15 protein-coding genes are annotated in these 15,478 nt (G+C 71.7%); 13 read left to right on the forward strand and 2 right to left on the reverse strand.

Annotated features, from left to right (window positions below):
• The 6 genes from CXR44_RS11305 to CXR44_RS11330 all read left to right on the forward strand — a co-directional run.
• The coding region (locus CXR44_RS11305; protein WP_245899068.1) for a hypothetical protein at nucleotides 1-241 on the forward strand (241 nt) is incomplete at its 5' end.
• A gap of 17 nt (nucleotides 242-258) precedes the next feature.
• Nucleotides 259-2,931, forward strand: a complete 2,673-nt coding sequence (gene alaS / locus CXR44_RS11310) for an alanine--tRNA ligase (protein WP_101785219.1) — start codon at nucleotides 259-261, stop codon at nucleotides 2,929-2,931.
• Nucleotide 2,932: 1 nt separating this feature from the next.
• Nucleotides 2,933-3,415 carry a Holliday junction resolvase RuvX gene (gene ruvX, locus CXR44_RS11315; protein WP_101785221.1) on the forward strand — a complete coding sequence of 161 codons (483 nt, stop codon included), beginning with the start codon at nucleotides 2,933-2,935 and terminating at the stop codon, nucleotides 3,413-3,415.
• Nucleotides 3,416-3,740: 325 nt separating this feature from the next.
• A complete protein-coding gene (mltG, locus tag CXR44_RS11320; protein WP_245899069.1) occupies nucleotides 3,741-4,769 on the forward strand; it encodes an endolytic transglycosylase MltG in 1,029 nt (342 codons plus the stop codon).
• 235 nt (nucleotides 4,770-5,004) lie between these two features.
• On the forward strand, nucleotides 5,005-6,156 hold the full coding sequence (gene mltG / locus CXR44_RS11325; RefSeq protein WP_101785225.1) for an endolytic transglycosylase MltG: 1,152 nt from the start codon (nucleotides 5,005-5,007) through the stop codon (nucleotides 6,154-6,156).
• A 272-nt stretch (nucleotides 6,157-6,428) separates the two neighbouring features.
• Nucleotides 6,429-7,295, forward strand: coding sequence for a shikimate dehydrogenase (locus tag CXR44_RS11330; RefSeq protein WP_101785454.1), 867 nt, complete (start codon nucleotides 6,429-6,431; stop codon nucleotides 7,293-7,295).
• Here the strand turns inward: CXR44_RS11330 and CXR44_RS11335 are convergent.
• Entirely contained in the window at nucleotides 7,270-7,686 is a 417-nt protein-coding gene (locus tag CXR44_RS11335) for a type II toxin-antitoxin system VapC family toxin (protein WP_245899070.1), read from the reverse strand. The two genes, CXR44_RS11330 and CXR44_RS11335, sit on opposite strands and share 26 nt — an antisense overlap.
• Nucleotides 7,683-7,940, reverse strand: a complete 258-nt coding sequence (locus tag CXR44_RS11340) for a type II toxin-antitoxin system Phd/YefM family antitoxin (protein WP_101785229.1) — start codon at nucleotides 7,938-7,940, stop codon at nucleotides 7,683-7,685. Before CXR44_RS11340 ends, CXR44_RS11335 begins: the two co-directional genes overlap by 4 nt.
• A gap of 263 nt (nucleotides 7,941-8,203) precedes the next feature.
• Between CXR44_RS11340 and infC the strand changes: the two genes are divergently transcribed.
• From infC to CXR44_RS11375, 7 genes are all read left to right on the forward strand, one after another.
• Complete coding sequence (gene infC, locus CXR44_RS11345; protein ID WP_281260263.1) at nucleotides 8,204-8,866, forward strand: translation initiation factor IF-3; 663 nt, start codon at nucleotides 8,204-8,206, stop codon at nucleotides 8,864-8,866.
• 124 nt (nucleotides 8,867-8,990) lie between these two features.
• Complete coding sequence (rpmI, locus tag CXR44_RS11350) at nucleotides 8,991-9,185, forward strand: 50S ribosomal protein L35 (RefSeq protein WP_026215152.1); 195 nt, start codon at nucleotides 8,991-8,993, stop codon at nucleotides 9,183-9,185.
• Nucleotides 9,186-9,209: 24 nt separating this feature from the next.
• Nucleotides 9,210-9,593 carry a 50S ribosomal protein L20 gene (gene rplT / locus CXR44_RS11355; RefSeq protein ID WP_101785231.1) on the forward strand — a complete coding sequence of 128 codons (384 nt, stop codon included), beginning with the start codon at nucleotides 9,210-9,212 and terminating at the stop codon, nucleotides 9,591-9,593.
• A 105-nt stretch (nucleotides 9,594-9,698) separates the two neighbouring features.
• Entirely contained in the window at nucleotides 9,699-10,502 is an 804-nt protein-coding gene (locus CXR44_RS11360) for a TrmH family RNA methyltransferase (RefSeq protein ID WP_101785233.1), read from the forward strand.
• Between the two features lie 123 nt (nucleotides 10,503-10,625).
• Nucleotides 10,626-11,708, forward strand: coding sequence for a sensor histidine kinase (locus tag CXR44_RS11365; protein ID WP_101785234.1), 1,083 nt, complete (start codon nucleotides 10,626-10,628; stop codon nucleotides 11,706-11,708).
• Between the two features lie 141 nt (nucleotides 11,709-11,849).
• Entirely contained in the window at nucleotides 11,850-12,890 is a 1,041-nt protein-coding gene (pheS, locus tag CXR44_RS11370) for a phenylalanine--tRNA ligase subunit alpha (protein WP_245899089.1), read from the forward strand.
• The gene (locus CXR44_RS11375; RefSeq protein ID WP_101785238.1) at nucleotides 12,890-15,445 is read left to right on the forward strand and encodes a phenylalanine--tRNA ligase subunit beta; all 2,556 of its coding nucleotides are present in this window, start codon (nucleotides 12,890-12,892) and stop codon (nucleotides 15,443-15,445) included. Before pheS ends, CXR44_RS11375 begins: the two co-directional genes overlap by 1 nt.
• The last annotated feature ends 33 nt before the right edge of the window (nucleotides 15,446-15,478 follow it).

Here is a 15,478-nt window from a genome sequence, read left to right on the forward strand (position 1 = left end):
GGCGGCGGCCGTGATCCGGCGCCTGTTCTACCTGTCGCTCGGCGCGCTCATCACCCTGTGGGTGATGCGCAGGCTGCAGGCCCTGCACCCCAACCACGTGGCGCGCCGGACCGTCAGCGGCGCGGCGGGCATGCTCGCGCAGGTGAGAGACTTTACTTCCGACGCGCTCGGCGAGGCGGCCGACCGCGAAACCGAGTTGCGAGCCCGGTTCGGGCTCGGCGACTCTGACCACAACGACTAACGCAAAGGATGGCCACCATGGAGTCGGCAGAGATCGCCCGCCGCTTCCTGCGCTTCTTCGAGGAGCGTGGGCACAAAGTAGTGCCCTCGGCCAGCCTGATCGCTGAGGACCCCACGCTACTCCTGGTCAACGCGGGTATGGTGCCGTTCAAGCCGTACTTCCTGGGGCAGCGCAAGCCTCCGGCGTCCCGGCTGGCCACCGCCCAGAAGTGCGTGCGGACCCCCGACATCGACGAGGTGGGCAAGACCACCCGTCACGCCACGTTCTTCCAGATGCTCGGCAACTTCTCCATCGGCGACTACTTCAAGGCCGAGGTGATCCCGTTCGCCTGGGAGCTGCTCACCAGGTCCGAGGCCGACGGCGGTTTCGGCTTCCCCGAGGACCGGCTCTGGGCGACCGTCTACCACGACGACGACGAGGCGTTCGACATCTGGCACGACAAGGTCGGGCTGCCCGCCGAGCGCATCCAGCGCCGCGGCCTGGAGGACAACTACTGGCACATGGGCGTGCCCGGCCCCGGCGGCCCCTGCTCGGAGATCTACTACGACCGCGGCGCCGAGTACGGCAAGGAGGGCGGTCCGGTCGCCGACGAGGACCGCTACCTCGAGGTCTGGAACCTCGTGTTCATGCAGTACCAGCTCAGCCAGGTCCGCAGCAAGGTCGACTTCGACATCGCGGGCGAGCTGCCCAGCAAGAACATCGACACCGGCATGGGCCTGGAGCGCATGGCGGCCATCCTGCAGGGCGTCGACAACATCTACGAGATCGACACCACCTACAAGATCCTCGACCGGGCGGCCGAGCTCACCAAGACCCGTTACGGCCGTGACGCCCGTGCCGACGTGAGCCTGCGCGTCGTCGCCGACCACGTCCGCACCGGCACCATGCTGGTCGCCGACGGCGTCATGCCCGGCAACGAGGGCCGCGGCTACGTCCTGCGCCGCATCCTGCGCCGCAGCGTCCGCAACCTGCGCCTGCTCGGCTCCGGCGACGAGCGCTACATGCACGAGCTGACCGGCGTCGCGATCGACGTCATGGGCGAGCAGTACCCCGAGCTGAAGGCCGACGCCCCGCAGATCCACGCCGTCATCGACGCCGAGGAGGCGTCCTTCCTCGGCACGCTGCGCACCGGCACCGCGATCTTCGACGTGGCGGTCGAGGAGACCAAGCGCAAGTCCGGCACGACGATCTCCGGCGACCAGGCGTTCCAGCTCCACGACACCTACGGCTTCCCCATCGACCTCACCCTGGAGATGGCCGCCGAGCAGGGCCTCCAGGTCGACGAGGAGGGCTTCCGCCGGCTGATGAAGGAGCAGCGGGAGCGGGCCAAGGCCGACGCCGCGGCGAAGAAGACCGGCAACGCCGACGTCTCCGTCTTCGGGCAGCTGCTGGAGAAGGCGGGCAAGGTCGAGTTCCTCGGCTACGACGAGACGGAGGCCGAGACCACGGTCGTCGGCATCCTCGTCGACGGCGTGACCGTCCCGGCCCAGGGCGCCGGCTCGACCGTCGAGATCGTGCTCGGCCGCACCCCGTTCTACGCCGAGGGCGGTGGCCAGCTCGCGGACCAGGGCGTGATCCGCACCGCCGGCGCCGAGGTGGAGATCGTCGACGTGCAGTCGCCGATCGCCGGCCTGGTCGTGCACCGCGGCAAGGTCCGCACCGGCGAGGTCAGGGTCGGCGACGAGGCGCAGGCGGAGATCGACGTCGAGCGCCGCCGCGCCATCTCGCGCAGCCACAGCGCCACCCATCTCGTGCACCGCGGCTTCAAGAACGCCCTCGGCGAGACGGCCGCCCAGGCCGGCTCCGAGAACTCACCCGGCCGGTTCCGCTTCGACTTCACCTCGGCGGGCGCCGTCCCGCCGAGCGTGCTGCGCGACGTCGAGGACGAGGTCAACGCCGTGCTCATCAACGACCTCAAGGTCAACGCCTTCTACACCTCGCAGGCGGAGGCCCGGGCGATGGGCGCGCTGGCGATGTTCGGCGAGAAGTACGGCGACGAGGTCCGCGTCGTGGAGATCGGCGACTACTCCCGCGAGCTGTGCGGCGGCACCCACGTCCACAGCTCCGGTCAGCTCGGCCTGGTCAAGGTGCTCGGCGAGCAGTCGGTCGGCGCGGGCGTGCGACGCGTCGAGGCGCTGGTCGGCATCGACGCCTTCCGCTTCCTGGCGCGCGAGAGCGTGCTCGTCGCCCAGCTCACCGAGCAGCTCAAGGCCCGCCGCGAGGAGCTGCCCGAGCGCATCGAGGGCATCGTCACGCGGCTGCGCACCGCCGAGAAGGACCTGGAGAAGCTCCGCTCCGCCCAGGTGCTCCAGGTGGCCGGCGAGCTCGCCTCCCAGGCGCGCGACCTGCAGGGCGTCTCCGTGGTGACACACCGCGCGCCTGATGGCACCGGCGCCGACGATCTGCGTAAGCTCGCCCTGGATGTGCGTGGCAGGTTCCCGGCCGACCGGCCTGCGGTCATCGTGATCGCAGGCGTCCCCTCCGACCGTCCCGTGGTCGTTGCCGCGGTCAACGAGGTGGGACGTGAGCGCGGGCTCAAGGCCGGGAGACTGGTCGGCGTCGCCGCCAAGGCACTGGGGGGTGGCGGTGGCGGCAAGGACGACGTCGCGCAGGGCGGCGGCAGCCGGCCCGAGGCGATCGGCGACGCGCTGCGGCTGGTCGAGCAGGCCATCGAGGGGCAGCTCGGCTGACATGCGCTTCGGTTCACGGATCGGCGTGGACGTCGGTTCCGTACGCATCGGCGTGGCCCGCAGCGACCCTTCGGGGCTGCTGGCCACGCCGGTCGAGACCGTCAGGCGCGGTCAGGGCGACCTCGACCGCATCGCCGCGATCGTCGCGGAGCACGAGGCGATCGAGGTCGTGGTGGGGTTGCCCACCTCCCTGTCCGGCCGTGAGGGGCAGGCCGCCGCGCTGGCGCGCGCCTTCGCCACCGAACTCGCCGTCCGGCTGGCCCCCGTTCCCGTCCGGCTGTTCGACGAGCGGCTGACCACGGTCGCCGCCCAGCAGGGGCTGCGGGCCAGCGGCGTACGCGCCAAGAAGCAACGCGGCGTCGTCGACCAGGCGGCCGCGGTCGTCCTGCTCCAGGACGCGCTCGACGCCGAACGCGCCACAGACAGACCTCCAGGCAGGCCCGTCGACCCGCCCTCCGCGGCGGCCGGCGGACCCGCCTCATGACGCGGCGCCACCCTGGGCCCGGTGCGCCCGCACCGGTGGTGCGCGCATGACCGGCCGGCCCGCCGCCGGCGGCCCGGTGGATCTCCGTGGTCCCTCCATCCCAGGACGCCCATCGCGCGACGACGCCCCGGTGGACCTCCGTGGCCCCTCCGCACCAGGACGCCCACCGCGCGACGACGCCCCGGTGGGTCGCCACGGTCCCTCCATCCCAGGACGCCCATCGCATGACGACGCTCCGGCTTCGGAGCACGGCCGTACCGCTGCGAGCGCCGCCCGCGGCCCCGCCCACGCCGGGCGCGGACCGGCGCAGGGCAGGGTGGCGCCCGTGCCCTCCCGCAGGGGCGTGGCCCTCACGGCGGGCATCGCCGCCTCGGCGCTCGCGCTGGGCGCCGGCGCGTACACGGTGCTCAAGCCCCGCCTCGCCCCGGACGACTACGAGGGTCCCGGCAGCGGCGCCGTGACCGTCCGGATCCGGCCCGGCGCCACCGCGGGTGACATCGGCGAGATCCTGGCCGGCAGCGGCGTGGTGGCGAGCGCCCGATCCTTCGCCGACGCCGCGGAGGCCCGGGACGTCGCCCACCGGCTCAGGCCGGGCCACTACCGGCTGCGTGCCGGCATGGCCGCCGAGGCGGCGCTCGACCTGCTGCTCGCACCGGCGTCGAGGGTCGTCAGGCGCGTCACGGTGCCCGAGGGGCTGCGCGCGGACGAGGCGCTGCGGCGCATCGCCGCCCAGACCGGGCTGCCGTTGAAGGCGCTGCGGGCGGTCGACCCCGCGCTCGTCGGGCTCCCTCCGTACGCCCGTGGGATCGAGGGTTTCCTGTACCCCGCCACGTACGAGGTCGAGCCGGACGCCACGGCCGTGGACGTGCTCGCCGCGATGGTCGAGCGGTACGGCGAGGTCGCCCGGCAGCTCGACATGGAGGCCCGCGCGGCACGGGTGCGCCTGACACCGCTGCAGGCCGTCACCGTGGCCAGCATCGCGCAGGCGGAGGGCGGCCGGGACGCCGACTACCCGAAGATCACCAGAGTGATCTACAACAGGCTCCGGCGCGGCATGCCCCTGCAGATGGACGCGACCGTCACCTACGCGCTCGGCAGACGGACACTGCGCGTCACCGGCAGGGACCTGCGGGTGCGCTCGCCGTACAACACCTACGCGCGCGCGGGACTGCCTCCGGCGCCGATCGCGAACCCCGGCCGGAAGGCGCTGATGGCGGCGCTACGACCGGCGAAGGGGGATTGGTGCTGGTTTGTTACAACTGATCCCGCGCATAGAATCACCAAATTCACCGACAAAGAGAGCGAGTTCGTGAGATACCGGGAAGTGTTGCACCAGAACCTCGGGACGAACTGATGCTCGCTGGGAAGTCCTCGACCCCGCGGGGGATCGGCGAGATCCCCGGCCGGTCCCGACGCGCCGGGGCGCCGGCCCTCCCCTTGCCGTCCCCGGACACGGCTACCCAGAGTGAACTGCACCGGACGTGCGAGCATGTCCGGCGGATCCCCCCGTCCCCCCCGGTAAACCCGAACGGTTCGGGCCGTCCGCTTGATCCCGGACGGTGCGTGCCGGGAGATTGGCCAGCGCACCCATGAGCGAGCTCGATATGGATTTCCTGCTCGGCGCCGAAGACGACGAGGGTCGTGGTAGGCGCTCCAGAGGTTCCGGCAGACGCGGCAGCCGCAGACGGCGCAGACGTCGCAACCGGGGCGGCTTCATCGCCCCGCTCCTCGCTGTGATCATCCTCGTCGGCATCCTGGGCGGCGGTGGCTACTTCGGCTACCAGTGGCTCAGCGGCGCCCTCGTCCCGGACGACTTCACCGGCCAGGGGGAGGGGGAGGTGATCATCGAGATCAAGGACGGCCAGATCGCGGCCGAGGTGGCGGCGGAGCTGGAGCGGCAGGGGGTCGTGGCCAGCGCCAGGGCGTTCACCAACGCCCTGGAAAGCGCGGGCAAGAGCAGCCAGCTGCAGCCCGGCCAGTACACGATGCGCAAGCGCATGTCCGCCGCCGCCGCCGTGGCCCGGCTCGACTCGACCAACCGCATGGTGAGCCGGGTGACCCTCAAGGAGGGGCTGCGGCTGTCCGACACCCTCGCCAAGCTCGCCGAGGAGACGGGCAAGCCGGCCAAGGAGTTCCAGACGGCCGCGAGGAACGTGCGCGCGCTCGGCCTGCCCCGCTACGCCGGCAACAAGCTGGAGGGGTACGCGTTCCCGTCCACCTACGACGTGCAGCCCAAGACCACGCCGGCAGACCTCCTGACGTCGATGGTCGACCGGTTCCACGAGACCGCCGACAAGGTCGGCCTCGAGGACGGGGCGAAGAAGCTCGGCTACACGCCCGGCCAGATAGTGATCATCGCGAGCATCATCCAGGCCGAGGCCGGTCGCCACGAGGACATGCCGAAGATCGCCCGCGTCATCTACAACCGGCTCAACCGCGAGCCGGCGATGAAGCTGGAGATGGACAGCACGGTCATGTACGCGCTCAACAAGTACGGCACGGCCGCGACCCACGAGGAGCTCAAGACGCCCTCGAAGTACAACACGTACATGTGGCCCGGACTGCCGCCGGGACCCATCGCCAACCCGGGCGAGCACGCGCTGGAGGCGGCGCTCAAGCCGGCCAGGGGTCCCTGGCTGTACTTCGTGGCCACCGACCCCAACAGCAACGTCACCAAGTTCGCGACCACCGAAGCCGAACGACAGGCCCTGCTGGCGGAGTACCGCAAGAACGGCGGCTGAGCCGGGCACCGGCGACCGAAGCCTCCCGCCCGGCCGGGGGCGGCTCCGGTCTCCCGCCCGGTCAGGGGCGGCTCTGGCCTCCTGCCCGGCGAGGGGCGGTCCCGGCCGCCGGTCCCGCCCGTCGTGGCCAGGGGCGGTGGCTGGTCCCACGCCCGGTACGGCCCGGGCGGTCGCCCGCCTCGGCTGACGTCGCCCGGTACCGGTGACCGGCCCAGGACCGGTGGCGATGCGCGCGGCGGTAAGGTGCTGGCAGTCGAAGGGAGCGGGTGATCATGCGGGCCGCGGTGATGGGATCGCCGATCGGGCATTCGCTGTCGCCCTGCCTGCACCGCGCCGCCTACGCGGCGATGGGGCTGGCCGGGTGGAGCTACGAGGCCGTCGAGTGCGACGAGGCGTCGCTGCCCGCCACGCTGCGCGGCCTGCGGCCCGTCCGCGGCGGTCGCCCGGGCGCGGACGGCGAGCCGGTCGACGCCTGGGCCGGCCTGTCGCTGACCATGCCGCTCAAGCGGGCCGTGCTGCCGCTCCTCGACACGGTCTCCGACCTGGCTGTCGAGGTGGGCGGCGCCAACACGGTCGTGTTCCGCGACGGGGCCGCGCACGGCGACAACACCGACGTCTACGGCATCGAGCAGGCGCTCACCGAGGCCGGAGTGCCCGCTCCCCGCACGGCCACCGTGCTAGGGGGCGGCGCCACGGCGGCCTCCACGCTCGCCGCGCTGCGGGGCCTCGGGGTGCACGGCGTCACGCTGCTCGTCCGCGACCCCGCCCGCGCCGGGGAGACGGTGGAGGTGGCCGACCGGCTCGGCGTGGCGATCGAGGTGGAGACGCTCGACAAGCTGACCGCCCGGCTCCAGGTGGACCTGGTCGTCTCCACGCTGCCCGGCGGCGCGGCCGACGCCCACGCCGACCTGCTGGCCGGGGTGCCCGCCCTGTTCGACGTGATCTACTCGCCCTGGCCCACCCGGGCCGCCGCGGCCGTACGGGAGGCGGGCGGCACGGTCGTGGGGGGCTTCGCGATGCTGCTCCACCAGGCGGTGCGCCAGGTGGAGCTCATGACGGGCCGCTCCGACGTCCCGGTGGCGGCCATGCGGGCGGCGGGTGAGGCCGAGCTGCTCAGCCGGGCCACTCGAACGGGTTGACCACCTTCACGTCGAGGTCGACGAAATTCTTGACGTTTCTGGTGACAAGGACCCAGCCTCGGGCGCTGGCGGTGGCCGCGATGAGCCCATCGGCCACGGGCAGGGGGCGTTTGGCGGTCAGCTTGCCCCACTCCTCGGCCACCTCGGCGGTGACGGGCAGGATCCGCGCCGCGAAGTGATGATGGAGTCGCTCGAGCCATGACTCGTAGACGCCCGCGCGTGCCGGATCTCGCCGACGCAGAAGTTCGACCCCTTTGCGGATCTCACCGAAGACCAGCACGCTGACGTACAGCGAGGGGCCGTTGACCGTGTCGAGCCAGGACTGCACCCCGGCGTTCCTGGTTTGCCTGGTCATCTCCGACACGACGTTGGTGTCGAGCAGGTAGCTCACCAGTCGTCTCCGAGATCGATCTCGCGAGGGAGGTCCTTGGAGCGGACGAGATCGAGTTCGCTCAGATCAGGACCCGACAACAGGAAGTCTTTGAAGTCCGGATCTTTGCCCTTGAGCTGCCGATACTCCGCCATGTCGAGGACGACCGCGACGTCCTCGCCGTGGCGCGTCACGATCTGGGGCCCCTCGTCGTGGGCCCGGCGCACCACCTCGCTGAAGCGCTGCTGGGCCTCCTGCAACTGCCACGTCGTCACCCGACACCCTCCTGTCTAGATAGACTAGGTTGACAGTTGCAGTCCAGCGCGTCGATGTCGTCCGTAAGGGAAGATTCGAGCATCGTTCGTGGTTGTGGTAATGTAGCTCTCTGATCGGTCCGGCATGTTCTGCTGGACGCGCAAGCGGAGGTCTCCCTCCCACCCGGGTCGCCGCGAGGTGGCCGGGTCCAGGATCACGCCGGACTACTCCGGGGAGCTTGAGGCCGCGATGCCGAAGAGCTCAGTGGCCCCGCATGCGCGACGTGCGGGGCTTTCGCGTTTCGTGTGAAGCTCTCCGGCACGACGAGCACGTAGGGATCGCAAACCTAGGAGGCCCCATCAGCACTGAGCCCCGCATCAACGAGCGTATCCGAGTTCCCGAGGTTCGCCTCGTGGGCCCGAACGGCGAGCAGGTCGGCATCGTCTCCATTCACGATGCCCTCAAGCTCGCCCAGGAGGCCGACCTCGACCTCGTCGAGGTCGCGGCCACGGCTCGACCGCCCGTGTGCAAGCTCATGGACTACGGCAAGTTCAAGTACGAGTCCGCGATGAAGGCGCGCGAGGCGCGCAAGAATCAGGCGCACACGATCATCAAGGAGATCAAGCTCCGGCCCAAGATCGACCCGCACGACTACGAGACCAAGAAGGGTCACGTGGTGCGGTTCCTCAAGGCGGGAGACAAGGTCAAAGTCACGATCATGTTCCGTGGCCGTGAGCAGTCCCGTCCGGAGCTCGGCTTCCGGCTGCTGCAGCGGCTGGCCGAGGACGTCCAGGAGCTCGGCTTCGTGGAGTCCCAGCCGAAGCAGGACGGCCGTAACATGATCATGGTGATCGGTCCGCACAAGAAGAAGGCGGAGGCCAAGGCCGAGAAGGCCGCCGCCAAGGCCCAGCGTGGTAGCGAGGAGCCTTCCGCACAGGAAGCGTGACCCGCCGTAGGGGTTAGCCTTACACCGCACCCCGAACAGCCACCAGCAGACGAAGACGCCGCGACCGGGTCGGCCAGCACCGGCCCGGCCACCGGCACGACCGAATTGAGGAGAGACGGCGAACATGCCGAAGATGAAGACGCACAGCGGTGCGAAGAAGCGGTTCCGGCTGACCGGTTCTGGCAAGATCAAGCGTCGCCGTGCCAACCGCGCGCACTACAACGAGTGGAAGTCGTCCACGCTGACGCGCCGTCTCAAGAACGAGGTCGTCCTTTCCGACGCCGACACCAAGAAGATCAAGAAGCTGCTCGCCAAGTAGCGCGAACCCCCGGGGAGAAGAAACATGGCACGCGTGAAGCGGGCGCTCAACGCCAAGAAGAAGCGCAAGGTCGTCCTCGAGCGGGCAACCGGTTACCGTGGCCAGCGGTCGCGGCTCTACCGCAAGGCCAAGGAGCAGATGCTCCACTCGATGACGTACGCCTACCGGGACCGCAAGGACCGCAAGGGCGCGTTCCGCCGTCTGTGGATCCAGCGCATCAACGCTGCGGCCCGCCAGAACGGCATGACCTACAACCGCCTGATCCAGGGTCTGCGCCTGGCGGGCGTCGAGGTCGACCGCAAGATCCTCGCCGATCTGGCGGTCAACGACAGCCAGACCTTCGCCACGCTCGTCGAGGCCGCCAAGAAGGCGCTGCCGGCGAACGTGAACGCCCCGGCCGCGAGCTGAGGCGTGTGACGAGCCCGGCGGGGCTCTAGACGAGGGGCCCACCTCAGGGTGGGCCCTTTTTCCATCTACAGGGCTTTGCCAGCTGGACGGCAGACAGGGGGACGCATGGCGGGTTCGGAGCTGACCAACGTCAGGTCGCCGAGGGTCAAGGCCGCCCGGCGGCTGACCAAGCGCGCTTTCCGCGAGCAGGACCGCAAGTTCCTCGCCGAGGGTCCGCAGGCGGTCCGTGAGGCGCTCCGGCTCGACGGCGTGACGCTGGAGCTGTTCGCCACCGCCGAGGCGGAGCAGCGCCACCCCGAGATCGTCGCCGAGGCCGCCGGCCGTGGGCTGCCCGTGCACCGGGTCAGCGGCGAGGTGATGGCCGAGCTGTCGCAGACGGTCACCCCGCAGGGCCTGCTGGCCGTCTGCGGGCTCGTCCACGTGCCGCTGGAGGACGCCCTGCCCGCCGCGCCGCGGCTGGTCGCGGTCCTCGCTCACGTGCGCGACCCCGGCAACGCCGGCACCGTCCTGCGCACCGCCGACGCCGCCGGCGCCGACGCCGTCGTGTTCACCGACGCCTCCGTCGACCCGTACAACGGCAAGTGCGTGCGCGCCAGCGCCGGCAGCCTCTTCCACCTGCCGGTCGTCATCGGCGCGCCGGTGAGCGCGGCTGTGCGCCACCTCAGGGAGCGGGGCCTGCGCGTGCTGGCCGCCGACGGCGCGGGCAAGCACACGCTCGACGACGTCGACCTGTCCGGCCCCACCGCGTGGATCTTCGGCAACGAGGCGTGGGGGCTGCCGGAGGAGGTGCTCGCCGAGGCCGACGACGTCGTCCGCGTCCCGATCTACGGGCAGGCCGAGAGCCTCAACCTCGCGACCGCCGCCGCCGTGTGCCTCTACTCCTCCGCCAGGGCGCAGCGGCTGTCCTGAGCACGCCCGCCCGCCGAAGATCCACCGCGCCGCCGGCGGGGACCCATAGGGAGGCGTTCGGCGAGTCCCCCAGGCGCCGGGAAACCCGCTATTGTCGGCCTTGTAGGCGGAGGAGGCGAGGTCGTGCAGGGCGCAGACACCGGTGGTCCAGCGGTCTCTCCCGCGTGCACGATCGCCATCGACGACCTCCCCGACGGACTCATCGTGACCGACGGCTTCGGCAGGGTCCTCGCCCTCAACCGGGCAGCCGCCCGGCTGACCGGCGTCACCCCCGAGCGCGCCGTCGGCGGCGCCATGGACGAGGTGTTCCCCTTCCGCGACCACGACGGCCGCGAGTGGTGGAAGGGCCTCGACCCGCAGGGCGGCCTGCGCACCCGCAGCAGGGTGCCCGAGCGGCCGCTCCACCTGCCGGCCGGCCAGGAGCTGCACGTCGCCGCCCGCCTGGTGCGCGAGCCCGCCCGCGGCGGCGACGTCGTCCGCGTCGCCATCACGCTGCGCGACGGCGGCGCCCGCGCCCGGCTGGAGCGCAGCCGTGCCGACCTGGTCTCCACCGTCGCCCACGAGCTGCGCTCGCCGCTGACCAGCGTCAAGGGCTTCACCGCCACGCTGCTCGCCAAGTGGACCCGCTTCACCGACGAGCAGAAGCGCGTCATGCTGGAGACGGTCAACAACGACGCCGACCGCGTCACCCGGCTGATCACCGAGCTGCTCGACGTGTCACGCATCGAGTCCGGGCGGCTGGAGGTGCACCGCCAGGTCGTCGACGTGCCCGCCAGAGCCCGGCGGATCATCGCCGGCCGGGTCGCCGCGGGGGAGCCCGAGGACCGCTTCCGCCTCCTCGCCGGCGACGATCTGCCCGAGATGTGGCTCGACCAGGACAAGATCGACCAGATTCTCGGTAACCTGGTGGAGAACGCGGTGCGGCATGGGCGTGGCACCGTGACGATCGAGATCGAGTCCGTGGGGTGGGGATTAGCCGTGTCGGTGCGCGACGAGGGCGAGGGCATAGCGCCCGAGCTGGCCCCTCGCGTCTTCCGGCAGTTCTGGCGGGGCAACAGCCGCAGGCGCGGCGGCACCGGGCTGGGCCTGTTCATCGTCAAGGGCCTGGTCGAGGCGCACGGCGGCACGATCGCCGTGCAGCGGGCACCCGAAGGCGGTGCGGAGTTCCGATTTACCGTGCCCACCGGCGCGCCCGACTTCGCCTGAAGCCCCCGGCCTCACGAGCGAGTCGGCCGGTGGGCGTCCCCGTTAGACTCTTGACCGCTCAAGCCCTGGATACGGAGCTCACTCTTGTCTGACTACGACCCCGTCGAGGTCACACCGTTGCATGCCGACGAGGTGTCCCGCATGGAGGCCGAAGCCCTCGATGCGATCAAGTCGGCCGGCAGCCTCGACGCACTCAAGCAGGCCCGCCTGGCCCACGCCGGCGACCGCTCGCCCATCGCGCTGGCCAACCGCGAGATCGGCACCCTGCCCCCCGCCGCCCGTGCCGAGGCCGGCAAGCGCGTCGGCGCCGCCCGCAAGGCCGTCAGCGCCGCCCTCGCCGCGCGCCAGGCCGAGCTGGAGGCCGAGCGTGACGCCCGCGTGCTCGTCGAGGAGGCTGTCGACGTCACCCTGCCCTGGGACCGCCGGCCGCGTGGCGCGCGCCACCCGCTGACCACCATGCAGGAGCGCATCGCCGACACCTTCGTCGCGATGGGCTACGAGGTGGCCGAGGGCCCTGAGCTCGAAGGCGAATGGTTCAACTTCGACGCGCTCAACATCGCCACCGACCACCCGGCCCGCTCCGAGCACGACACGTTCTTCGTCGGCTCCGCCGATTCGGGCATGGTGCTGCGCACCCAGACCTCGCCCGTCCAGGTGCGCGCCATGCTCGGCCGTGGCGTGCCCTGCTACGTCATCTCGTCCGGCAAGACGTTCCGCACCGACGAGCTCGACGCCACCCACACCCCGGTCTTCCACCAGGTCGAGGGGCTGGCCGTCGACAAGGGCCTGACGATGGCGCACCTCAAGGGCACGCTCGACCGGTTCGCCGAGGTCATGTTCGGCGAGGGCATCACCACTCGGTTCCGGCCCAACTACTTCCCGTTCACCGAGCCGTCGGCCGAGATGGACCTCAAGTGTTTCGTCTGCCGCGGCGCCTCCGCCGTGCCCGGCAACCCGCCGTGCCGCACCTGCAAGTCCGAGGGCTGGATCGAGTGGGGCGGCTGCGGCATGGTCAACCCGCGCGTCCTCGTCGCCTGCGGGATCGACCCGGCGACGTACTCCGGGTTCGCGTTCGGCATGGGCATCGAGCGGACGCTGATGTTCCGCCACAACGTCGAGGACATGCGCGACATGGTCGAGGGTGACATCCGCTTCACGCTTCCGTTCGGAATGGAGATCTGATGAAGGTCCCGCTCTCCTGGCTGCGGGAGTACGTCGATCTCCCCGCGGTCACGGCGCAGGAGGTGGCCGACAAGCTCACGGCCGCCCGGCTCAAGCTCGAGTCGATCACCTCCTACGGCCACGACGTCAAGAACGTCGTCGTCGGCGAGGTGCTCGAGATCGAGGAGCTCACCGGCTTCAAGAAGCCGATCAGGCACTGCAGGGTCGAGGTGGGCGAGGCCACCCCGCGCGAGATCGTCTGCGGCGCCACCAACTTCGCCGCCGGCGACCGGGTGCCGGTCGTGCTGCCGGGCGGCGTGCTGCCCGGCGGGTTCGAGGTGGGCGCCCGCAAGACGTACGGGCGCATGTCCGAAGGCATGATCTGCTCCGAGCGCGAGCTGGGGCTGACCGACGAGCACGGCGGCATCATGGTGCTGCCGCCCGACACCCCCGTCGGCGCCGACGTGGCCGACCTGCTCGGCCTGCGCGACGACGTCCTGGAGCTTGAGATCACGCCCGACGTCGGCTACGCCCTGTCCATCCGGGGAGTGGCCCGCGAGGCGGCCACCGCGTTCGGCGTGCCGTTCCGCGACCCCGCCGACGTGGAGCTGCCCGCCGAGACCGGACCGGCGTGGCCGGCGTCGATCGCCGACCCGACCGCCTGCGACCGGTTCGTGCTGCGCGAGGTCCACGGCTTCGACCCGGCGGCGCAGAGCCCGCTGTGGATGCGCGTACGGCTCGCCCGCGCCGGCATGCGGCCGGTGTCGCTGGCCGTCGACATCACCAACTACCTGATGCTGGAGCTCGGCCAGCCGCTGCACGCCTTCGACCGGTCGAAGCTGACCGGTGAGATCGTCGTGCGCCGGGCGCGGCCGGGCGAGCGGCTGGAGACGCTCGATCACGTCGTGCGCGACCTCGACCCCGACGACATCCTCATCACCGACGGGTCGGGGCCGATCTCCATGGCCGGCACCATGGGCGGCCTGGCGACCGAGATCTCCGGATCCTCGACCGACATCGTCATCGAGGCGGCCCACTTCTCGGCCACCGGCATCTCCCGCGAGTCCCGCCGGCACCGCCTGGTGTCCGAGGCGTCCAAGCGGTTCGAGCGCGGCGTCGACCGCGAGCTGCCGCTCGTCGCCTCCTGGAAGGCCGTGCGGCTGCTCGCCGAGCTGGGCGGCGCGACCGTCCGGCCGGGCGTCACCCACGCCGAGACCGAGGTGGAGCCCGCCCGCATCGCGATGCCCGCCGGCCACCCCGGCGCCGTCGCCGGCCTCACATACGACAGGGACGCCGTCGTGCGGCGGCTGGAGCAGGTCGGCTGCACGGTCACCGACGGAGACGACCCGGCCGTGCGCCGGGGCGGCGTCGACCCCACCGGCGTGGTGACCGGCGGCGAGCTGGCGGCCAAGCTGGCCGTCACCGGCGACGACATGATCACGGTGACGCCGCCGTCCTGGCGGCCCGACCTCACCGATCCCAACGATCTCGCCGAGGAGGTCATCCGGCTGGAGGGCTACGACCGGCTGCCGTCGATCCTGCCCAAGGCGCCGGCCGGGGCCGGGCTGACCGAGGGGCAGCGGCTGCGCAGGCGGGTCGGCCGGGCACTGGCCGCCGCAGGCTACGTCGAGGTGCTGGCCTACCCGTTCGTCGGCGACGGCGACTTCGACCACCTCCAGCTGCCCGCCGACGACGCCCGCCGCCGCGCCGTCCGGCTGGTCAACCCGCTGACCGAGGACGAGCCGCTGATGCGCACCACGCTGCTGCCGGGTCTGCTCAAGACCCTGGTGCGCAACGTCGGGCGCGGCTTCACCGACGTGGCGTTGTTCGAGATGGGCGCCGTCTACCGTCCGCGTGAGGGCGCGCCGGCCGCGGCCCCGGTGCTCGGCGTCGAGCGCAGGCCGACCGACGAGGAGCTGGCCTCCGTCGAGGCCGCCCTGCCCGACCAGCCGCAGCGCGTGGCGGTCGTGCTGGCCGGCGAGTTCGACCGGTCCGGCTGGTGGGGCGGCGGACGCCAGGAGTGCTGGGCCGACGCCGTGCAGGCCGCCCGGATCGTCGCCGGAGAGGCCGGGATCGAGCTGTCGGTCGTCGCCGACCAGCACGAGCCGTGGCACCCCGGCAGGTGCGCCGCCCTCTACGCCGGCGACACGCTCGTGGGCCACGCCGGTGAGCTGCACCCGCGCGTCGTCGAGGCGTACGGGCTGCCGCCGCGCACCTCGGCGATGGAGCTGGAGCTGTCGCGGCTGAACCACGCCATGCCGGGCACCGTCCAGGCGCCGCAGGTGTCGGCCTATCCCGTGGCGACGCAGGACGTGGCGCTGACCGTGCCCGACTTCACGCCGGTGGCCGACGTGGAGGCGGCGCTGCGCGACGGGGCGGGCGAGCTGCTGGAGTCGGTGCGGCTGTTCGACGTGTACACGGGCGAGCAGGTGGGCGAGGGCAACAAGTCGCTCGCCTACACGCTGCGCTTCCGCGCCCAGGACCGGACACTGACGGTGGAGGAGACCACCGCCGCCCGCGACGCCGCCGTGGCGATGGCGGCCGACCGGGTGGGCGCGCACCTGCGAGGCGCCTGACCACGCCGGGACGAGCACATGACGTGAGGCCCG

It is taken from the genome of Nonomuraea indica, assembly GCF_002850745.1.
GTDB lineage: Bacteria > Actinomycetota > Actinomycetes > Streptosporangiales > Streptosporangiaceae > Nonomuraea > Nonomuraea indica.